This window comes from Chitinophaga niastensis, from assembly GCF_003014755.1.
In the GTDB taxonomy this organism is placed as follows: domain Bacteria; phylum Bacteroidota; class Bacteroidia; order Chitinophagales; family Chitinophagaceae; genus Chitinophaga; species Chitinophaga niastensis.
This window is the reverse complement of the sequence record NZ_PYAW01000002.1, coordinates 1,197,041-1,219,475: the sequence shown is the minus strand read 5'-3', so window position 1 is coordinate 1,219,475 and position 22,435 is coordinate 1,197,041. Positions and strand designations below refer to the sequence as shown.

The window sequence follows — 22,435 nt, the reverse complement described above, 5'->3', positions numbered from 1 at the left end:
TGGGAGTGCAAATTTATGTAAATTTCTTCCAATAAATCAAATTTAATTTATTTTTCTTTAAATATTGACGTGAATACTATGGATGTACAAATGGAATCAAGCTGGAAGGAAGCGTTGAAAGATGAATTTCACAAATCGTATTTCGATCAGATTGTTATGTTCCTCAAGCATGAAAAAGCGCTGGGAAAAATCATTTATCCGGCGGGCAACCTGATCTTTAATGCTTTTGATAAAACACCGTTTGAGCAGGTAAAAGTGGTGATCCTCGGACAGGACCCTTATCATGGAGCCGGACAGGCACATGGGCTTAGCTTCTCCGTTCCGGATGGTGTAAAAGCTCCTCCTTCTCTCGGAAATATTTACAAGGAAATGAAAACAGATCTTGGGCTGGAAATCCCTACGAGCGGCAATCTTAGCAAATGGGCAGAACATGGCGTATTGTTATTAAACGCCTTCCTTACCGTAAGGGCCGGAGAACCTGCTTCTCACAGCAAAATAGGTTGGGGAGATTTTACAGATGCCGTTATCCGCAAAATTTCAGATCAGAAAAAAGATGTGGTATTCCTGCTCTGGGGGCGCTTTGCACAGGATAAACAATACCTGATAGATGCTACCAAACATCATATATTGCAGGCAGCACATCCCTCTCCTTTCAGCGCCGACAAAGGCTTTTTTGGCTGCAGACACTTTTCAAGAACAAATGAAATACTCGGTAAAGCCGGCATAGCACCCGTAGATTGGCGACTGTAATAGCTATTAGCGTTTAGCCTTTAGCTTTTAGCGCTCAGTCACCCCATTAACTTAATTAAACTTAAATTAGTATAGCTAAATGCTGATAGCTAAGTGCTAAAAGCTAAAGCTAAAAGCCATGTTTAAAAATATCTTCGGCAGAATATTCGCGCTATGGGCACTACTGCTATTTGCAGGCACCATGCTGGTCATTTTTATTCCTATCTGGATTATCTCTTACTGGCCGGATCCAAAGAAAACAAAGGGCTTTCTGGCCATCGGACGCCTATGGATGGACATCTATATGCCACTGATTGGATGCCCGGTAAGACGAAAAGGACTGGAACATTTTGCAACAGGTCAAACCTATGTAATTGTATGCAACCACAATTCACTGATTGATGTTCCCGTTACTACAGCAGGTATACCCGGACCTAATAAAACACTGGCCAAAGCATCTATGGCGAAAATTCCGCTTTTCAGTGTATTGTACAACATAGGCGGTATCCTGGTAGACCGTAGCAGTGAAGAAAGCAGAAAAAACAGCGTGATAGAAATGAAACACGCACTGAGCCTGGGTATGCACATGCTGCTGTATCCGGAAGGCACACGCAATCGTACGGGAAATCCGCTGAAACCCTTCTACGACGGAGCTTTTGCGCTGGCCATAGATACGCAGTTACCGCTGATTCCTTCGCTCCTGATGCATACAAAAAAGATCCTCCCGGCAGGTAAAAAAATGTTCGCATGGCCACATCATATCGATTATCATTTCCTGCCACCAGTACCTACCACCGGCATGACAAGAGATGATGTACCTGCATTGAGAGATAAAGTTTTTAAGCAGATGTGGGATTATTATACAGCCAACAATGAAGTGTAGTTTCACGCAAAGTCACAAAGAAAAAAAGTCGCAGGTTTGCGACTTTTTTTCTTTGTGACTTTGCGTGAAACTATAAATTGCGTGAAACTATAAATTGTAGAATTGCCGCGATCGGTTTATCCGCAAATCCCGCAGGATACCTGCTTTCGGACTGATGGTAATACTAAACTGCCGGAAGGTTCCAAACGGAATCAGGTTAATGGACATTTGCCAGCAGTGCAGATCACGTGAGATATACATGTTGGTATAAGCAATCTGCATATTGGTAAAATCAAAGCCGGAATTCAATCCAATTTTCCACTTGGGTGTAAGACTAAAATCACCGTTAAAACTAACATACTGCGTGATACGTTTTACTACACCACCGGAATCAGGAATAATGGTATTGGTATAAGATAAGCTATAAGACAAATCTACCTTCCAGGGAATATCAAAATCCACATACTCTCCCGGGTTGTTACGCACCATTTGCAACTGTCGCTGCTGCGCCGCAAACGCAGCATCCGTAGATGATGCATTCGCAATGGAATCTATTTGTTGTTCTTTATTCTTACTCTTCTTATCCTTGGATTGGAACGACGTACTCATGGAAATACTCGCGTTGGTCAATCTGCCTAAACTGATCTTTCCCTGCTGCCAAACATATTTATCCAGCCTGCGGCCACGGGCATCCGTCTGATACGGATCTATATTACCGCTGGCCGAAATATTCAGTTTATCAAACAGGTTGGTACGGGCATACAAACTGAAAGTAGATAGCTTAAAGGAATCCGCTACCAGGTTATAACTGCCGTTAATGCCAAAACCATCCAGCAACTTCACTTTCTTTTCATGGTTACCTGTAGTATCCTTTTTCGAGAATATCTTCATCTCCAGGTTGTTGTCCAGGCCAAAATTAAGCCCTCCAAACGCTCCCGGCGAGGGTACGCCTATGATTGCCCCGTCAAAATAGGAAACACGTGATTTGTCGCCTTCTTTATTATACTGCAGGTCGTAATAGTACTGGCTGGACAAATCGGGACGGTAGCTGGCACTTAAAGTAGGCCGCATCACATGACGGATGGCTTTTATCTTGGAGTTTTTACTGAAAGCATACATCCCATACAATGCAGTAGATAATGACACACTCGCACTGATGTCGCGGGCAGAATAGAATCCCGGAATATAAGTAGTATCAATAGCGCCTAAAGTATCAGTACCGGGATTAAATTTCTTAGGATCCCAATGGCGTACAAACTTCTTGGTATACCAGTATTCTGTATAGTTAATACCCGGTGACAGCGTCAGGGTTTTAAATATAGGAATGGAAAACGAAATAGGAATGTTGTGCTGCATACCTGTTTGCATCGCATCCCACATTTGTTGACGGCCAAACAGGGAGTCCTTGAAATTGGCCTGGTTACGCAGAATAGTATTATACGAAACGCCTATTTTCTCATACCATTTAGGCTTGCCCACCATCTCTTTTGGTTGGAAAGGATAAATGGTATTCACCGTGAAAGTCGCATCCGGGAAGGAAATAGACATATCCCGGGTACTCAGGTTCTGTGATTCATTCAAGCCCACCGAAAGGTTATAAGGCTTACCCTGCCAGTTTTTAGAGAAGGTGATAGAGGTCCCCATGTTATTGTTTACACGGGTATTATAATCATATACATTGTACTTGTTATAGGAAGAAGTACCAAAATTTGCCGAAGCGCCAAAATTCACACCAGGACGAGCCTTGCTGTCCATGCTATGATTCCAGGTAACACGAAAATCTTTGGAGGTACTAAATTCCGACTTCACCTGCGGGTCTCCGAAACGGGTATTGGCAAAACTGAGATTTAAGCCCCCGTTGTATTTATACCGCTTTCGGTAAGTAGGGCTGGCCGTGAGGCTCCAGCTACCATAAGAATACACATCGCCGCGCATGGTGAGATCAAAATGTTCTCCCATACCAAAGTAATAACCACCGTTTTCAAGTCCCATTCCCTTTTGCTGATTCACCACATATTGCGGCGGCAGGATGCCCGAACGCTGCCCCTGGGTGATCGGAAAAATGGCAAAAGGAATGAATAAAGGTGTTGGAATCCCTTCTATTTCCAGATTTGCCGGACCGGAAATCACCAGTTTATCAGGGATAACCTTTATTTTGCGGGCTCGGAAGCTAAAATGGGGGGTATCCAGGTTACAGGTGGTATATCCGTTTTTAAAACCGAAAATGGTGTTATCAGCGGCTTTTTTAGTTTGTTCGCTATGAATATAGCCTTCGCCATATTGAGAACGGGTATTGTAGATCTTTGCTTTTTGAGAGGTAAAATTGTACCGGAGCGTATCTGATTCAAAGCTTTGACCACCGTCGTTCATCACCGGACGACCAAAGATTTTGCCGGCGGTATCCTTTGCATTTGTAGCTTCCAGTACACCGGTAGCCTGATCAAAGTTCATTTTTTCCGCTGCCAGATCAATGGTTTTATATTTTGTGGTAGCAGTGCCATAGAGGTAAAAGCGTTTATCAGGTACCATCAGGATGATGGAATCTTTGGCTTTATAGTTTACCGGTGCATCCAGCGTGTCTTTCGATACCTTTGGGATGAAAACCGTGTCAACAGTTACGCTTCCACTGGTATCAGTACCCCGTAATACCGCATTGGTATCGGCTACTGTAGCAGGAATGACCGGTGGACGTTTGACTTTAGCAGTATCTTTTTTAACAACCGGAACGGTATCTGCCAAACTTTTGTTAAAAAATACAGTTGTGTGTGGCCTCGTGCCTGCAACTGCATCTATAATAAAGGGAATGGCAATGAGCATACCGGCAAATACCAGGTATGTCTGTCGAAAAAACTTTTTATAATTATTTTTGTAGCTAGACTTCATGTGTTATGGCGGGCACAAACCTACAAGATTTTATACAATATATTACAAATGGTAACTTGTAAAGTTTGAACCGCAACACATAAAAAGATAGTGGAAACACCCATGGAGCAAGCGAATTATTAAATTAACAGATAAACTTATTTTTTTATTTTTTGCGATAAACAGCACCCATTAAAATGAGAATCATGCGCTGGAACCGATTTTGGATTTTAGGACTGGGAACACTATTCACCTGTACCTTTTTTATTCAGGCAAAAAACAATCCAGTTTCCAGGAAACAGGATAAGCCTATCAGAACGATTGTAATTGATGCCGGCCACGGCGGTGAAGACCCCGGTGCGAAAGGCAGCTATTCCACTGAAAAACAAGTTACCCTCGAAGTAGCACTGAAACTGGGAAAGATCCTGGAAGAGAACATGCCGGATGTAAAGGTAGTGTATACACGAAAATCTGATCGCTTTGACGATCCGCGCAAAAAAGCACAGATTGCCAATGACAACAAAGGGGAGCTGTTTGTATCTATCCATTGTAATTCTACCGGAAAAATCCGTAAAGTAACCGGCTACAAAACGGTATACCATAAGAAAGGTAGACGGAAAGTGGCTACCAGACAGGCTATATACGCCTACTACCCAAGCAACGCAAAAGGCACGGAAACGTATATATGGGCAACCAGCAAGAACAGCGCTAAAATGGAATCACTGAAACAAAACTCGGTGATTGTACTGGACGCCAACTCAGAGGAAACCAAACAGTTAATGAATGATTCCGATCCGGAAACGTTCATTTTGCTCAATACACTGAGGAATGCTTACTTTGATCAGAGCCTCCGCCTCTCTACCCTGATCGAGGATGAATTTACAAGGGTAGGACGTATCAGCCGCGGTGCAAGACAAAGAAATGAAAAAGGAATCTGGGTACTATCGGCAACGGCTATGCCGAGTGTACTGGTGGAACTTGGCTTTATCAGCAACCCGGAAGAAGAAGATTACCTCAATTCCAACAGCGGTCAACAGGAACTGGCTAACTGCATCTATAAAGCAATTAAGCGTTATCGTGATGAACTGGACAGGTTTACCAACAGCCGCAACAACACCCAGCAATCTGCTAAAGAAGAGCGAACAGGCAGCGGACCACATGCCTACCTCAAAACAGGTAAATCCCGCAAAGGCAAGCCTGTAGCACCTCAACAAAGCGACAGCTATTGCGTACAATTACTCGTTACAGATAAATTTTATAAACCAGGAGCTTCCATTTTCAGGAAGCTCCATGGTGCTGTTACCCGCGAGCAAGTAGTCATGAATAAAAAAAAAATGAACAAATATACCCTGGGCCGGTTCAGATCAGACGAACAAGCCTCAACTGCCCTACGCAAGGCCCGCAAGCTTGGATTTAAAGATGCTTTTGTTACCTCCTGCTAATATTATACCACCCCAATACCCCCACAACAATTCCCCCTTTTCCTCTCTTTTATTACTAACATTTTTCCACGATCACTTCCCGTGCATGCTTTTTGATTATTTTTGCGTGAACGTATACGAATCTCATGCTCAAATTATCTAATGAAACCAAAGTAGGCATATTGACGGTACTGGGTATAACCTTACTTGTGCTGGGCTTTAATTTACTGAAAGGAAAAAGCCTTTTTTCACATAATAAAACCATTTATGCCGTATATCAGCAGGTAAACGGATTACAACCATCAAACGCAGTACAGGTAAATGGTTTGGTAGTGGGTAATGTAGCCAACCTGGAGGTAATGGATAAAGATGCTTCCAAAATCCTGGTAGCTATTACCATCACCAAAAAAATTGAAATCCCCCGTAACTCAGTAGCTCGTATCAGCAGTGACCTCCTCGGTACTAAAACGGTGCAACTGGATCTCGGTAACGCTACCGAAAAGCTGAAAAGCGGTGATACCATCTATGCAGCTGTAGACGGCTCCATGACAGATGCACTGAAAGAACAGCTCAACCCACTGGTAAAAAAACTGGAAGGTACCCTGACTAATATAGACTCCGTACTACTAACAGTAACCGCTATCCTGGACACTACCGCAAAAGGTAATCTGCAGGAAGCTATCAGGAACCTGAATACTACAATGCGTAACTTTACACATACCTCCGCCTCTTTAAACGGGATGATGGATCCTGATAAAGGCAGTGTTCAGAAGACTTTCAACAATCTCGCTGCGGTGACAGGGAACCTGAAAGATAATAACGCAAAAATTAACGGCATACTGGACAACGCTCAGAAAACAACCGATGCACTGGCAAAAGGCAACATCGATAAAACACTGCAACAACTCCAGCAAATGGCTACTAACCTGAACCAGACCATCGCTAAACTGAATAATACCGACGGTACAGCGGGGCTTATACTAAATGATAAAAAGGTTTACAATAACCTGCAGTATTCTTTGGGTAACCTGAATAAGCTGCTGGAAGACCTTCGCGTCAATCCTAAGCGCTATGTACACTTCTCTCTGTTTGGCAAAAAAGATAAAACGCAGCCGTTACCTTCAGACACAGCAACGGCCAAATAATAAGCATCAATGCATCGATATATAAAATCAGGAATTCTCCTGGCCATAATATGCCTCGCAGCAATATTACCCGCCAGCGCTCAGTTTCCGGCAAAACCTGCTCCGAAGACGGGTTCTGTTATTGAGATCATACACGCGGATTCATTGATCATGAAAGAACATGATTCAATCAATGTAACCAAATTCATGGGCAATGCCATCTTCAAACAGGGCACTACCCTCTTTAATTGTGACAGCGCGGTAAAAAACAATAAGACCAACATCATAGACGCCTACGGGCATATTCATATTAACCAGGCAGACAGTATCCACATCTATGGGAATTATCTCAATTATGATGCGAATACGCGCATGGCTACACTAAAAGAAGATGCCCGGCTGACAGATGGTAAAGTCACCATCTCCGGCCCTGAACTACAGTACGATATGAACGCCAAAATAGGTACTTACCTGCACGGCGGTAAACTGGTGAACGGAAAAAGTGTGCTGACCAGTGAAGAAGGATATTATTACACGGAAACAAAAGAAATGCATTTCATGCGGAATGTATTACTGGTAGATCCGGAATATACCCTGAGTACAAATGAACTGTTATATAACACCGGCACCAAAATAGCCACCATCATAGCTCCTACTACCATCAATAATAACGATAAGAGCGTAATGTACGCTACCAGCGGTTATTATGATACAGACAAAGGCTACGGAAATTTCGGTAACCGGCCAACTATTGAAGATAGCAGCGGTACCATTACTGCCGATAATATAGAGATGGATAAATCCACTGGTATGGCCTATGCCACCGGTAACATGGTATATAAAGACACCGCTCGCAAAATGTCGCTCCTGGCCAACCGGGGTATCGTTAATCAGCGGGAAAAGACCATCCTGGCCACGCAGAAACCTTTGCTGATCATGGAAAAAAATAAGGATACACTGTATATGTCCGCTGATACGCTGTTTTCAGGCGTCATCAGGCCAGACGACAGTTTGTCTATTCCATCAGTAGCAGGACTTAAAAGGCTACCGCCATCACCTACCAAAGACCTCCGGGCAGTTAATACAATACGGCCACCCGAGCGGTTTACAGCAACCATACCCATCATAGCCAAAGGCGATTCTATTGCCCGCAAACAAAAAGATAGTATACCCGGTAACGTTATGATGTTTATGGCAGATAGCGCACTGGCCAAAACCAGGAACAAACTGGATACCTCCCTGGTAAAAACGGTGAAAATGGCACCGGTAAAGGATATCGTGATGCACGACTCCCTGCCGGGTATCAAACATCATGCAGACAGCATAGCTTTAAAAGCACCTAAAGACACCAGTGAACAACGTTATATACTGGCATACCATCACGTAAAAATATTTTCGGATTCCCTGCAAGGCGTGGCAGATAGTGTGTACTACTCTTCCAAAGACTCTATCTTTCGCTTCTTCGGAAGCCCGGTGCTATGGTCCAATAACACAACACAGCTGAGCGGCGACACCATCCTGATGTTTACAAAAAACCAGACAGCAGATAAGATGTTGCTCAATAAAAATGGGTTCATCATCAATCAGGCCGGTCCGGGCATGTTTAACCAGATCAAAGGAAATAACATTACCGGTTATGTGCTGGGTGAAACCCTCGACTGGATGCATGTGGAAGGGAATGCAGAAACCATCAATTATATTAAAGACCAGAGCGGTGCTTACATGAGTGTGAATAAAGCATTGTGCGCTATTATCAATATATATTTCAAGAAAGGAGAAGTAGACAAAGTAGTATTGATAAAAGATCCGGAAGGCACGGTATATCCATTTACACAGCGTCCTAAAGACCAGCTGCAACTGGAGAATTTCAAATGGGATATCAAACGAAAACCCAAGAGCAAGTACGAATTGATGCAATAGTACCACTTTAGAGATTTGAATATCCAGGCATTTAATTATTATAATTAAACGCCTGGATATTCAAATCTCTTTTTATTTTCTCACCTAAACCAAACGCTGTGATCAAGGGCTCTATCCAAATAATCCGAAAAACACTACTATCTCCGATTCACACTTTCATTAAAGATAGCCGTGCAGTTGGTATTGTACTCATTGTATGCACCATTGCATCTATGGTACTGGCTAATGCTGGTGTGCAGGAAAATTATGTGGGCTTCTGGAATACATTATTTGATCCGGCCGGCGGACATCACTATCAATACCATGCTTTACATCTCCCTAACTCCTACCTGTTATGGATAAACGATGGAATGATGGTGTTATTCTTTTTCCTGGTGGGCATGGAAATAAAACGCGAGGTGACGGTTGGTGAACTTTCATCCTTCCGTAAATCAATATTACCCGTGCTGGCAGCCATTGGCGGTATGCTATTTCCGGCGCTCATCTTCACCTTCTTTACTAAAAACTCTGCTTATACAGAGGGCTGGGGCATTCCCATGGCCACCGATATTGCCTTTTCACTGGGTATTTTATCTTTACTCGGCAGAAGAGTACCCGTAGGTTTAAAAATATTTCTGATGGCGCTCGCCATCATCGATGATCTGGGGGCTATCCTCACAATTGCCATCTTTTATACTCCCCACCTGGAAATAAAATATTTGCTGATAGGTGGCGCAGTATTTTTAATCCCTTTGCTCCTGAATTTTTTTAAAGTACAACGGCTGATATTTTATTTCATTCCCGGCATCATACTATGGTATTGCCTTTTCAACTCCGGAGTGCATGCTACTATTGCCGGTGTATTGCTGGCTTTTTGTATCCCTCAGGAAAAAATTTCAGACCTGGTACACAGCCTGCATCATCCCGTAAATTTTATTATCATGCCCGTTTTTGCACTAGCCAACACTGCAATACAGCTACCATCGGATATTTGGGGCGTATTGCACAATAACATCAGCTATGGCGTTATTGCTGGTCTGGTTATAGGCAAGCCACTGGGCATCTTCACCTTATCTTTTGTAGCAGTAAAGCTAAAACTGGCGACACTCCCCTCAAAATCAGGCTGGTTACAGCTATTGGGCGTAGGATTAATAGCGGGCATAGGCTTTACCATGTCTATTTTCATTGCTTCACTGGCTTATGTGGAGCGGGACATACAAATCATTGCTATCATCTCTGTAATTGCCGCTTCGCTGATAGCAGGCCTTGCCGGATTTATTTTTCTGCGCTTGCAGAAGCCGGTTGGCATTGTTATTGTAAAGCTGCCGTGAATGTAATTTCGTCGTTCATTTATACTTTGGAGAGAACAGCCAACGTTACTAACGCATATTTTTTAAGTACCAAAATAGCATCATCTATGAAAAAAGTCGTGTTACTTTTTACGCTGATTGCCATGGTGGCAATCCAGGCGAACGCGCAGAAAAGAAGCAATTACCGTAGCAGCAACGATCCAGCGAACTACAACACCGCTTTGGGTATTCGCCTGAATCCATGGATAGTTGGGTTCACTGTTAAACATTTTATACAGGGCCCTCATGCCATTGAAGGCCTGGTAACTACCAACCACGAACACAACAACAACGTTACTTTCACCGGTTTGTACGAATACAACTGGAATATAGGTTTGCCTGAGTTGACAATGTATGCCGGTGGTGGTGTACATGTTGGTATTTACGACCGTCGCGATTACGATTGGGATCGTTATGTAGACAAAGGTAAGGGTGCTTATGTTTCTCCCGGACTGGATGGTATCATCGGTATTGAGTATACCTTCAAAAAAATTCCTTTAAACATCAGTGCCGATCTGAAGCCTTATGTACAATTTGTTGGACCCACCAACTACATGGGTGAAGAGATCGGCGGTGTGTCTGCCAGATTTACTTTTAAATAGGCAGCCACCATTATTATAAACGGATCATGAGGCAAGCATGATCCGTTTTTTTATGTTCCTTATTTTGGAGTATTTTAGTGTACAACTATCGAACATGAAGATCTTCACTGCTGCACAAATCAGAGAGGCGGATGCCTTTACGATAAAAAATGAGCCAATAAGCAGCCCTCAACTGATGGAAAGGGCAGCCGGCAAATGTGCGGCATGGATTGGAGAACATTATTCGCAACAACATCCCATTTATATTTTTTGCGGGAAAGGAAACAATGGTGGAGATGGACTGGTGATTGCCCGCATGCTCCAGCAACAAGGCTATACCGTTAGTGTGGGTATCGTACAAAACAGCAGCAAAGCAAGCCCTGATCATATTCTCCAGCTACAAGCATTACAGAAACACTCCCCCTCAAGCCTATACGAAATTGGTTATATCACCGACTTCCCCGCATTGCCGGCCAACGCTGTAATAGTTGATGCCATCATTGGTACCGGCATCAACAAACCAATAGAAGGTTGGGTAGCAGGTATCATTCATCAAATAAACGACCAACACCACAAGCATCCGATAATAGCCATAGACATGCCTTCCGGCCTGATGGCAGATGTAAGTTCCCGTCATGCACCGGTTGTACAGGCACATCATACCCTGAGCTTTGAATTTTATAAGCTGGCTTTTCTATTACCGGAAAACGCTGCTTTTCCAGGCCAGGTACATATTCTGCCAATTGGATTGCATCCGGAATATATAACGCATACGCCTGCACGCTATCACCTTTCCGACAAGGAAATGATGCGCACCATTTACCAGCCGCGTGATCCTTTTGCACATAAGGGTACCTATGGCCATGCCCTGCTGATAGCTGGCAGCTATGGCAAAATGGGTGCAGCCATATTGAGTGCCAAAGCCTGTTTACACGCCGGCGTAGGGCTGCTCTCCTGCCATGTGCCACAATCCGGCTACCAGATCATGCAAATCAGTGAGCCCTGTGCCATGTGCATTACTGACGAGGGAACCGACTACAATACGCACTTTCACAGTAGTATAGATGCCAGTAGTTACAAAACAATAGGAATTGGTCCGGGACTGGGTACACAACCTGTTACCGCCCGCTCAATGGAACTGTTGCTGGAAGCCTTTCCGCGCCCGATGGTAATAGATGCCGATGCATTGAACCTATTGTCCGTATATCCGTACCTGTTATATAAGATACCGGCAGGTTCTATCCTGACCCCTCACCCCAAAGAGTTTGAACGTTTGTTTGGTGCTACCACCAATGATGTGGAGCGACTGGAGCTGTTATCGAAACAAGCCGTAAAGCTGCAAATCTACATTTTACTCAAAGGCAGATATACAGCTATTGCCTGTCCTGACGGCGCTGTATATTTTAATAACACTGGTAATCCCGGCATGGCTACCGGCGGCAGCGGCGATGTATTAACCGGTATATTAACCGGTTTGCTGGCCCAGGATTATGCCCCTAAAGCAGCAGTACTGTTAGGAACCTGGCTACATGGTTTTGCAGGGGACCTTGCCGCTGCGCATCTTTCGCAGGAGGCCATGACTGCTAGTGATATTATCTCCTATCTTGGTAAGGCTTTTCAGGAAGGCCTCTGATATGCATGTGATTTTTTCAATCTGAAATACTTATCCATGGTGGATGTGTGTAATAATTTTATTTATTACACACACAATTATTAATTTATGTTTTATATTCATTTGAAATACTTTTTGGAATCTTTTGATATTTTAATTAATAAGTTATTTTTGTCAACCACGTATTTATAAATTTCGCTTACATGAATATAGTCTATCTAGTTCCCTGTTTTGGAGTATTGGCTTTGATATTTACCGCTGTCCGAAGCGCCTGGGTTACACGCCAGGAGGCAGGCAATGAAAAAATGAAAGAAATAGCTCAGCACATTGCTGAAGGCGCTATGGCATTTTTGAAAGCTGAGTATAAAGTCCTTATTTACTTCGTAATTATTGCCGCCCTGTTATTAGGATACATGGGCGCTTCACATGCAAACTCTCATTGGTTTATAGCCCTGGCCTTTATTGTAGGCGCTGTATTTTCCGCTACTGCAGGGTTCATAGGCATGAAAATAGCCACCAAAGCAAATGTACGCACAGCACACGCAGCACGTACAAGCCTGGCAAAAGCATTGCAGGTATCTTTTACAGGTGGTTCTGTAATGGGTATGGGAGTGGCTGGCCTCGCAGTATTGGGGCTGGGTTCCTTGTTTATCATATTACAATCTTATTTTGGTGCGACTGCCAATACACCGGAAATGATTAAGACCATTGAAGTACTCACTGGTTTTTCATTAGGTGCAGAAAGCATTGCGCTGTTTGCGCGTGTAGGCGGTGGTATCTATACCAAAGCAGCCGATGTAGGTGCTGATCTGGTAGGTAAAGTAGAAGCAGGTATTCCGGAAGATGATCCCCGCAATCCCGCCACCATTGCAGATAACGTTGGTGACAATGTGGGTGATGTGGCTGGTATGGGCGCAGATTTATTCGGCTCCTATGTGGCTACCGTGTTAGCTACCATGGTACTGGGTTCTGAAACCGTTTCCCATGACTCTTTTGGTGGTATTGCTCCCATTCTGCTGCCTATGATCATTGCCGGTGCCGGTATCATCTTTTCCATGATAGGTACTTTGTTTGTGCGGATTAACGATAAATCAGGCTTAAGTACAAGTGTAGTACAGAAAGCCCTGAATATGGGTAACTGGGGCTCTATTGTGCTCACAGCTATTGTTGCCTATTTCCTGGTAAACTGGATCCTGCCTGATAGTGCGATGGTCTTACGCGATCATGCTTTCACAAGGGACCAGGTATTTGGCGCCATTATGGTGGGCCTCGCAGTAGGTACCATTATCAGCATTATTACAGAATATTATACTGCTATGGGCAAACGCCCGGTTAAATCCATCATTCGTCAATCAGCTACCGGTGCAGCTACCAATATTATTGGTGGTTTGTCTGTAGGGATGGAATCCACTGCACTGCCTATCCTGGTGCTGGCAGCTGGTATTGCCGGCTCTTTTGAACTGGCAGGATTATATGGTGTGGCTATTGCTGCTGCCGGTATGATGGCTACCACTGCTATGCAGCTGGCTATCGATGCGTTTGGACCAATTGCCGATAATGCCGGTGGTATCGCTGAAATGAGCGAACTCCCTAAAGATGTGCGCGAGAAAACAGATATACTGGATGCAGTAGGTAATACAACTGCCGCAACAGGTAAAGGTTTTGCGATTGCTTCTGCTGCATTAACAGCACTGGCTTTATTTGCTGCCTTTGTTGGTGTAGTGGGTATCAAAGGTATCGACATTTATAAAGCGAATGTACTGGCCGGTTTATTTATCGGCGGCATGATTCCGTTCATATTCTCCTCTCTGGCGATAGCAGCCGTAGGTCGTGCTGCCATGGCTATGGTGGAAGAAGTGCGCCGGCAGTTCCGTGAAATACCGGGCATTATGGAAGGTACCGGCAAACCGGAATATGATAAATGTGTGGCTATTTCCACAAAGGCATCTATCCGTGAAATGATGCTGCCGGGCGCTATTGCGCTGATCACTCCTTTACTGGTTGGTTTTATTGCAGGTCCTGAAGTATTAGGCGGCTTCCTCGCTGGTGCTACCGTGAGCGGTGTACTGATGGGGCTTTTCCAGAACAACGCCGGTGGCGCCTGGGATAATGCAAAAAAATCATTCGAAAAAGGTGTAGAAATCAATGGTGAAACCTTTTATAAAAAGTCTGAGCCGCATAAAGCTTCTGTAACCGGTGATACCGTAGGTGATCCTTTTAAAGATACTTCCGGCCCGTCTATGAACATTCTCATCAAACTGATGTCAATTGTATCATTGGTAATTGCACCCACCCTGGCCGAAAGATTTCATACCAAGGATGTACCTCCTCCAACTGCGAAAACAGAAATGGTAAATCCTCCGGCTAAAACAATCAGTGCCAAGGCCACCGCTTCTCTGCTGAAAAAATAAATTATTAATATAAAAGTGAAGTCCCGTTTGGCTAAAACCCTTACGGGACTTCGCTTTTAAATACACAACACCTCCTCTGCTCCCCCTCTTCGCACATCAGGAGCATCATATAAACCATAAAAATCACAGTTTTAAATTTGGAGATTAAAATATCTTTCCTACATTTGTACTGTAATTAATTTTATTACAGATTAAAACGATCTGTATTTTTTATCTTAATAACTGTAATATTTTTTATAACAATTAAAACAATCAGTCAGTAAAGGCTGTAATAATAACATCACATAAAACTAAAAACATGAAAGTAGCTATCATCGGCGCATCAGGATTCATAGGTTCCGCTATCTTAAATGAAGCATTAAACAGAGGACATCAGGTAACCGCTATTGTTCGTAACCCGGAAAAAATTGACATCAAACATGCACACCTTACCATTAAAAAAGGAGAAGCCACTAACGAGGCAGAAATAGCTACGCTGTTAGTTGGTAACGAAGCTGTGATCAGTGCTTACAACTCCCACGATTCCGCTACTTACGTGAAAGCAATACATGCTATTATCAACGGTGCTAAAAAAGCAGGTATAAAAAGATTCCTTGCTGTAGGCGGTGCTGGTAGCCTGGATATAGCCCCCGGTGTACAATTACTGGATACGCCCGAATTTCCTGCTGAATGGAAAGCCGGCGCCTCCGCTACCCGTGACGCTTTCCATGTAATTAAGCAAACTAAAGAACTGGACTGGACCGTTCTTAGCCCCGCCATGATGATTGCTCCAGGTGAGCGTACAGGCAAATACCGTTTGGGTAATGACCAGGTAGTATTTAACGATAAGGGAGAAAGCAAAATTTCTACTGCGGATTATGCTATCGCATTGATCGACGAATTAGAGCAACCACAGCATATACAGCAACGCTTTACGGTGGCGTATTAATTGTTTTTTCTCCCGATTAGACTGATTATGCTGATTACCCTGATTTTATTTTTTTTGATTTAAAAAAATAAAATCAGGGTAATCAGCATAATCAGTCTAATCGGGAGAAAAGACAAACTACGACCTTACCTTACCCGGGCTCACACCAAATTTCTTCCGGAAGGCATTACTGAAATGTTGTGGAGAGGAATAACCAGCTTCCTCTGCAATCGCGGTCAGGCTGCAATTACCCGCCAGGAGAAGCTCCCGGGCCAGGTCCAGCCGCCGGTCATTTATATAGCCGAAAACAGTGTTATCAAATACTGCCCTAAAACCAGACTTCAACTTAAATTCATTCAGCCCTGCCTTACGTGACAATTGCGCCAAACTAAGCGGCTGTTGCAGGTTTTGCAACAGCAACTCCCGGGCATGATATAGTCTTTCCAAATCCTGGGGAGAGATTTTGTTCCGTACAGGCGTACCCGTTGACGTATCGCTTTCTATCTGTTCACACTGCAAAGCCAGCAGCTCTATCGCCTTGGACTGAAGAAATAACTTTTTAAGGCCGCCCCGGAACTGACATTGACGTATTTCCGCCATCACAGCCCGCATCCGCGGAGTAATACGTGGATTGATCTTTTCGGCCAGCATGGCTGCCCGGTTACGGGCTACATTATTCGCCAAACCGTCCAACACGCTTCCATTATTATCTGCCAACTCCAAAAAACGTTCAGGAGTAAAACTCAACGAGAAAACCTGTATGTCTGCCTGCTTCTTTATCATCGCAGATTCTTCCTGATAAGGCGTGTACATCAGGTTATGTTCCAGCGTAGTAAACCGGAAATCTGCTGTAATACCCGCCACATTTGTAGTTACATCTCCATGCTCCATAAATAACATCGACACCCTGGGTGAAATATCCTCCACAGCAACATGAATGTTTTGGTATACATTGGCAGTACAGGAAGCGATATAAAAACCGTCAAAGCTGTATTCCACCACACTTGCCGATCCGAAATCAAGATTCAGTTCCTGGGTTTCCTCAACAATGCCACATGATGGGATCCCCTCCTTATAAAAAGGGGACACTTCAGTTAACAAAACATCTTTGGCATCATTCATTATTATTACACCCATAAAAAATCCGTTTCGTATAAATGTTAATCCTTCTCGTGTAACAGTTAAATGGGATAACAGTGGCAAATTTGCACAAAAATATTCCGAAATAATTAAATAAACATGCCATGATGGGAATATTCCGTACCAATATTACAACTGTTCAGGAGAGAAACAACGTTATTAAAGCAATTTTTGATCATTTTAAAGTAAATGCCTGCAGCGTGGACCTGGAAGACTGCGACAAAGTATTACGTATCGTTAGCCCTCAATCGTTAACAGAAGAAGTCATTATTGATTTCGTAACCCGGCTGGGGTTCCACTGCGATATCCTCGACTGACAAACCCTTTAACGTACAACTATAGGGAATATTGAATGATGAGATCACCGCTCTTCATAATTCAATATTCCTTTTTTGTTATTCCCCATATCTTCGGCCGGCTATTATCTACATAAAAAAAATAATTTATGCAGATAGGGGTAACCTATCCGGTACACGTCTTATATGCGTGTCACAAAATTCGAGAACCTCTTACTTAAAATTGGATATACCTTTTATGAAAACCAGGTCAACAATGCTGCTATCCTTTCTGCTATTGCTTTTAGCAGGACAAACAACGATAGCACAACAGCAACGCTATACTGTTAGCGGTTATGTAAAAGACAAACAAAACGGGGAAAGCCTGGTAGGCATCTCCATTGGAAAAACCGGTACCAGCGTAGGTACAGTTTCCAACGAATACGGCTTTTATTCCCTTACCCTCCCGGCCGGGGAAAATGAGCTGCAGTTTTCTTATATGGGCTATGCGCCTTATAAAGCTACTGTGAGCCTGAAAAAGAATGTTACCCTGGACATAAAACTGGAGGCCACCAGCAGCCAATTAAGTGTGGTAACAGTTAACGGGCAGAAGCAGGAAAAAAGTGTAAACACACTCAATACCAGCATCAATAAGCTGGATATCGCGCAAATGAAAAAAATGCCCACCTTCATGGGTGAAGTAGATGTATTACGTGCCATTCAAACCCTTCCCGGTGTAAACACAGTGGGAGAAGGTGCTTCCGGCTTTAATGTACGCGGTGGCAACAGCGATGAAAACCTCATCCTGCTGGATGAAGCACCGGTATACAACTCTACCCACATGCTTGGTTTCTTTTCTGTATTCAATCCGGATGCAGTAAAAAGTCTGAACCTGATCAAAGGCGGATTTCCGGCGGAATATGGTGGTCGTACCTCTTCTGTACTTGATATTCGTATGAAAGATGGTAATAGCCAAAACTTCAACGTAAACGGTGGTATTGGTAATATCTTCAGCCGCGTTTCTGTGGAAGGCCCGCTGGTAAAGGATCAGTCGTCCTTCATTGTAGCTGCCAGAAGATCATATATAGATCTGCTCATGAAACCTTTTGTAAAAGGAGATATGAAAGATACCAAACTCAACTTCTACGATATCACCGCCAAAGCCAACTACAAATTCAATAAAAACAATACCCTCTTCGTAAGTGGCTATTTCGGCAGAGATGTTTTCGGATTTGGACAAGACGTAAATATGAACTGGGGTAACAGTACCGCTACAGTGCGCTGGAACCATGTTTTCACGAATCGGCTGTTCCTCAACCTGACAACCTATTATAGTAAATATGATTACAGTCTGGCGTTCAGTAACGCCTCCAAGAAAAAAGCAAATGAAGATGCACAGGGCTACGACTGGACCTCCAACATTATCAACTATGGCTTAAAACCATCTTTTACCTACTACATTAACTCCTCCAATAGCCTCCATTTCGGTGTGCAGGGCATCTATTATACCTTTAAACCGGGTACTGGTATTGGAACAGAGGGCAGCATACAACATGTAAAAGAACTGGTCGATAAACATGCACTGGAATCAGCTGTTTACCTGGATCACGAATACAAACCCTCTAAGAAATTTGGTATTCAATACGGTGCCAGACTATCTGCCTATCAGTTCATAGGAAAAGGAACCGCCTACTATTATAACGACACCACACCAGGTATCAGAAAAACACTGACAGGTACAAAATCTTATGGCGCCAATGAACTGATCAAGGGCTATTATTACTTTGAACCCAGGATCAGCGCCAGGTATGCATTTTCAGACGAACATGCAGTTAAGTTAGCTTATAGCAGAACTACCCAATTCATGCACCAGCTGTCTAACACCGCCTCTCCTACACCACTTGATATCTGGACACCCAGCACCAACAACATCCAACCGATGATCGCTGATCAATACACAGCCGGTTATTTTTATAATGCTCCTAACGATGCTTATGAATTATCTGCAGAAGTATTTTATAAAACAACAGATCATCAGCTGGATTATATTGATAATGCGAATCTGCAACTGAACCCCCAGATAGAGGCAGATCTGCTTCCTTCGCAGGGTCGTGCTTACGGACTGGAGTTATATGCCAAAAAAGATATTGGTAAGACTACGGGATGGATCAGCTATACTTTATCACGTACAGAAAGGAAAACACCGGGCATCAGTATGAACGAATGGTTTCTGAACCGTTACGATCGTACACATAACCTGAATGTGGTGTTATCTCACACTTTCACCAAACGTACTTCCCTGTCGGCTAACTGGGTGTTTGCTTCTGGTACACCTGCAACATTTGCAGATAACAGGCTGGAATTCCAGGGTTGGGATATACCTTACAACAGCACTGAAAAGCGCAATAACTATCGCTTACCGGCTTATCACAGACTGGATCTGTCTATGACCCTGAAAGGCAAACAACTGAAACGCTGGAAAGGTGAATGGGTATTTTCACTGTACAATGTATATGGCCGCAGAAACGCTTACACCATATATTTCAAACAAAATGAAGATGACCCTACCAAACGGGAAGCTGTCCGCTTGTCTATCATCGGTTCCATCATTCCGGGTATCACATACAACTTCAAGTTCTAATTGTCCAAAACTTCAGATCAGATGAAAAAGTTATCATTCCTCATATTATTTGCCTTCATCGCAGGATTAACTGCCTGCGAAGACAAGATCAATCTGGACATTCCTAAAGGAATATCTTATCCTGTGCTGGATGCATGGATTACTACAGAAACAGGCGTGCAAAATATAAAGTTTACCATGTCTGTACCCTATACAGATAACAGTCCCGCACCGATTATCAATGACGCCAAGATTACGTTATTTGATCTGACCAGTGGCAGCTCTTACCCATTTGCATTTAAAGATAATATGTATAGCTATGATGCCAGCAGCAAAGCGATTGGTGTGATAGGTCATGCTTACAAGCTGCACGTGGAGTTTAAGGGAGAAATCTTTGAAGCATATGACAGCATCAAAAGAGTACCACAAATTGATTCCATTACCTATGAATTTAAAAAGAAGGAAGAGGCGATGAGCGGTAAAGAGGGCTACTATGCTACCTTCCACGCAAAAGACTTCGCTAATGGCACTGATTATTACTGGATCCGCTCTTATCGCAACGATACTATCAGGCGTTTAAAAGATGCTTTTTCAATAGATGGATCTTATGATGAAGGCGTATCTGATGGAGCCACTTTCATTTTACCTATTGCACAAGGCATCACTGATTATAGCAAACCTTTTCTGCAAGGTGAAAAAGTAATTGTGCGGTTATCATCTATTACTCACCCCAGTTATGATTTCCTAACACAGGTAGATCAACAGGTAAATGCCGGTGGCTTATTTGCCAAGGTGCTGGAAAATGTAAAAAGCAACGTCACTAATATCACACCAAATGGTAAAGGCAGGATACTGGGCTGGTTTGGTACCTCTGCTGTGAGCAGGGCAGAAAAGAGTTTTAAGTAAACGGAAACCATAGCAAAAAAGCTATTGAAGAGGAGTTGAAAGCTGATAATATTGGCTTTGATCACCTTTTCAATAGCTTTTTTGCTTTCTGCTATTTCAGCTAAAAAACTTAACTTCAGTAAGAAAGTTACAACGATATGCCTCCCAACCTGATTACTTATGCCATCCCAGGATTTGTATTGCTGATCTTACTGGAGATTATCTTTACAGCCATCGATAAAAAAAATCTGTACGAGCCCAAAGACGCGCTCAGCAGTATCGCCATGGGATTGGGTAATGTGTTTATTGGCATCTTTACCAAGGCAGTCATTTTCGGTGTTTATATTGCCATTTACCAGCTTCGGTTGTTTACATTGGGCTTTACCTGGTGGGCATGGATCTTATGTCTTTTTGCAGATGATTTCAGCTATTACTGGTTTCACAGAAGCAGTCATTCCATTCGTTTTTTCTGGGCATCACATGTCATTCATCATTCCTCTGAAAAATATAACCTGGCTACCGCCGTAAGACAAAACTGGACCGGCAATCTTACCGGCACCTTCGTCTTCTGGCTATGGATGCCATTGATAGGCTTTCATCCTGTTATGGTGATGAGTATGCAGGCCATCAGCCTGATATACCAGTTTTGGATACATACAGAAGTGATCAACAAATTGCCCGCGCCCATAGAATACATCTTCAATACCCCCTCCCATCACCGCGTTCATCATGGTTCCGATATAGCTTATCTCGATCGTAACCATGCAGGCATATTAATTATATGGGACCGGATGTTTGGTACTTTCACCCCTGAAGGCCAGCGCCCTGTATACGGGCTCACAAAAAATATACATACTTATAACCCATTACGTATAGCTACGCATGAATGGCTGGATATCTGGCGCGATGTACGGCATGCGCACTCCCTGCGGGAAGTCTGGCATTTTATTTTTGATGCCCCCGGTTGGAGTGCTGATGGCAGCAGGAAAACAACCCGGCAATTAAGGAAAGAACAAATGTCTGAACTGTGATTTTTATGATTTTTGTGATTATCCTGATGAGCGAAGATCACAGCGGATTTTGTCTGAACCAGGATTTAACAGATTGAATGGATTACCCTGATGGGTGTTATATTGTTTTATGTAGATGATATAAGCGAATATCTTCGGCACCCATCAGGGTAATCCTTTAAATCTGTTAAATCCTGGTTCAGACAAAATCCGCTGAAATCTTCGCTCATCAGGATAATCACAAAAATCATAAAAATCATAGTTTTTTTTTGCATTTACGAAAAGTATCGTACATTCGTTTACGAAGATATTCGTACACCAATAATCATCATCGTTTAAATCATTGCTTTGAAACATACACGGCCCACAGAAAGTGAATTGGAAATTTTAAGTGTTCTCTGGGAAAAGGGCGCCAGCACCGTTCGCGAGATACATGATGTCTTATCACAAACGAAAGATGCCGGCTACACCACTACCCTTAAACTAATGCAGATCATGCATGAAAAAAAGCTGTTGCATCGCGATACCAGCAGCAAAACACATGTATATACTGCCGCCATTTCACAACAGGTAACACAGCAACAATTATTGAATAAAATGATTGATACCGTTTTTGGTGGCTCCGCCTCACAACTGGTATTACAGGCACTCGGGCACCATCATTCATCGGATGAAGAATTAGAAAAAATCAGACAGTATTTAGCAGCCATTGAAAAACAACAAAAAGGATAACGGGTAAAACACAAAT

At 43.2% G+C, this 22,435-nt stretch carries 17 protein-coding genes; 15 read left to right on the top strand and 2 right to left on the bottom strand.

Annotated features, from left to right (window positions below):
- Nucleotides 1-78 precede the first annotated feature (78 nt).
- Together ung and CLV51_RS13560 are read left to right on the top strand one after the other, a co-directional pair.
- The gene (gene ung, locus CLV51_RS13565) at nucleotides 79-750 is read left to right on the top strand and encodes a uracil-DNA glycosylase (protein WP_106528561.1); all 672 of its coding nucleotides are present in this window, start codon (nucleotides 79-81) and stop codon (nucleotides 748-750) included.
- 118 nt (nucleotides 751-868) lie between these two features.
- Complete coding sequence (locus tag CLV51_RS13560) at nucleotides 869-1,612, top strand: lysophospholipid acyltransferase family protein (protein WP_106528560.1); 744 nt, start codon at nucleotides 869-871, stop codon at nucleotides 1,610-1,612.
- Between the two features lie 87 nt (nucleotides 1,613-1,699).
- Here the strand turns inward: CLV51_RS13560 and CLV51_RS13555 are convergent, their stop codons facing one another.
- A complete protein-coding gene (locus CLV51_RS13555) occupies nucleotides 1,700-4,474 on the bottom strand; it encodes a putative LPS assembly protein LptD (RefSeq protein ID WP_106528559.1) in 2,775 nt (924 codons plus the stop codon).
- 185 nt (nucleotides 4,475-4,659) lie between these two features.
- Here CLV51_RS13555 and CLV51_RS13550 point away from each other — a divergent pair, with 185 nt between their 5' ends.
- The 8 genes from CLV51_RS13550 to CLV51_RS13515 all read left to right on the top strand — a co-directional run bounded on the left by CLV51_RS13550 (nucleotide 4,660) and on the right by CLV51_RS13515 (nucleotide 15,778).
- On the top strand, nucleotides 4,660-5,895 hold the full coding sequence (locus tag CLV51_RS13550; protein ID WP_158267010.1) for an N-acetylmuramoyl-L-alanine amidase family protein: 1,236 nt from the start codon (nucleotides 4,660-4,662) through the stop codon (nucleotides 5,893-5,895).
- A gap of 125 nt (nucleotides 5,896-6,020) precedes the next feature.
- Complete coding sequence (locus CLV51_RS13545) at nucleotides 6,021-7,019, top strand: MlaD family protein (RefSeq protein ID WP_106528557.1); 999 nt, start codon at nucleotides 6,021-6,023, stop codon at nucleotides 7,017-7,019.
- Nucleotides 7,020-7,028: 9 nt separating this feature from the next.
- The gene (locus tag CLV51_RS13540; RefSeq protein WP_106528556.1) at nucleotides 7,029-8,918 is read left to right on the top strand and encodes an OstA-like protein; all 1,890 of its coding nucleotides are present in this window, start codon (nucleotides 7,029-7,031) and stop codon (nucleotides 8,916-8,918) included.
- Between the two features lie 98 nt (nucleotides 8,919-9,016).
- Complete coding sequence (nhaA, locus tag CLV51_RS13535) at nucleotides 9,017-10,228, top strand: Na+/H+ antiporter NhaA (RefSeq protein ID WP_245898713.1); 1,212 nt, start codon at nucleotides 9,017-9,019, stop codon at nucleotides 10,226-10,228.
- An 86-nt stretch (nucleotides 10,229-10,314) separates the two neighbouring features.
- Nucleotides 10,315-10,848 carry a hypothetical protein gene (locus tag CLV51_RS13530; RefSeq protein WP_106528555.1) on the top strand — a complete coding sequence of 178 codons (534 nt, stop codon included), beginning with the start codon at nucleotides 10,315-10,317 and terminating at the stop codon, nucleotides 10,846-10,848.
- A 94-nt stretch (nucleotides 10,849-10,942) separates the two neighbouring features.
- Entirely contained in the window at nucleotides 10,943-12,460 is a 1,518-nt protein-coding gene (locus CLV51_RS13525; protein ID WP_106528824.1) for an NAD(P)H-hydrate dehydratase, read from the top strand.
- Nucleotides 12,461-12,642: 182 nt separating this feature from the next.
- Nucleotides 12,643-14,850, top strand: a complete 2,208-nt coding sequence (locus CLV51_RS13520) for a sodium-translocating pyrophosphatase (RefSeq protein WP_106528554.1) — start codon at nucleotides 12,643-12,645, stop codon at nucleotides 14,848-14,850.
- Between the two features lie 298 nt (nucleotides 14,851-15,148).
- Nucleotides 15,149-15,778: an NAD(P)-dependent oxidoreductase gene (locus CLV51_RS13515; protein WP_106528553.1), complete on the top strand. Its 630-nt coding sequence runs from the start codon at nucleotides 15,149-15,151 to the stop codon at nucleotides 15,776-15,778.
- 117 nt (nucleotides 15,779-15,895) lie between these two features.
- Here CLV51_RS13515 and CLV51_RS13510 read toward each other — a convergent pair whose 3' ends face one another.
- Nucleotides 15,896-16,894 (bottom strand): helix-turn-helix transcriptional regulator, encoded by a 999-nt coding sequence (locus CLV51_RS13510; RefSeq protein WP_106528552.1) that lies wholly within the window; start codon nucleotides 16,892-16,894, stop codon nucleotides 15,896-15,898.
- Nucleotides 16,895-17,001: 107 nt separating this feature from the next.
- On the opposite strand from CLV51_RS13510, the gene CLV51_RS13505 reads away from it, so the two are divergent.
- From CLV51_RS13505 to CLV51_RS13485, 5 genes are all read left to right on the top strand, one after another.
- Nucleotides 17,002-17,214, top strand: a complete 213-nt coding sequence (locus CLV51_RS13505) for a hypothetical protein (RefSeq protein WP_106528551.1) — start codon at nucleotides 17,002-17,004, stop codon at nucleotides 17,212-17,214.
- Nucleotides 17,215-17,431: 217 nt separating this feature from the next.
- Nucleotides 17,432-19,813: a TonB-dependent receptor gene (locus CLV51_RS13500; RefSeq protein ID WP_106528550.1), complete on the top strand. Its 2,382-nt coding sequence runs from the start codon at nucleotides 17,432-17,434 to the stop codon at nucleotides 19,811-19,813.
- 21 nt (nucleotides 19,814-19,834) lie between these two features.
- Entirely contained in the window at nucleotides 19,835-20,698 is an 864-nt protein-coding gene (locus tag CLV51_RS13495; RefSeq protein ID WP_106528549.1) for a DUF4249 domain-containing protein, read from the top strand.
- A 137-nt stretch (nucleotides 20,699-20,835) separates the two neighbouring features.
- Nucleotides 20,836-21,708, top strand: coding sequence for a sterol desaturase family protein (locus tag CLV51_RS13490; RefSeq protein ID WP_106528548.1), 873 nt, complete (start codon nucleotides 20,836-20,838; stop codon nucleotides 21,706-21,708).
- Nucleotides 21,709-22,035: 327 nt separating this feature from the next.
- A complete protein-coding gene (locus CLV51_RS13485; RefSeq protein WP_245898711.1) occupies nucleotides 22,036-22,419 on the top strand; it encodes a BlaI/MecI/CopY family transcriptional regulator in 384 nt (127 codons plus the stop codon).
- Nucleotides 22,420-22,435 lie beyond the last annotated feature (16 nt).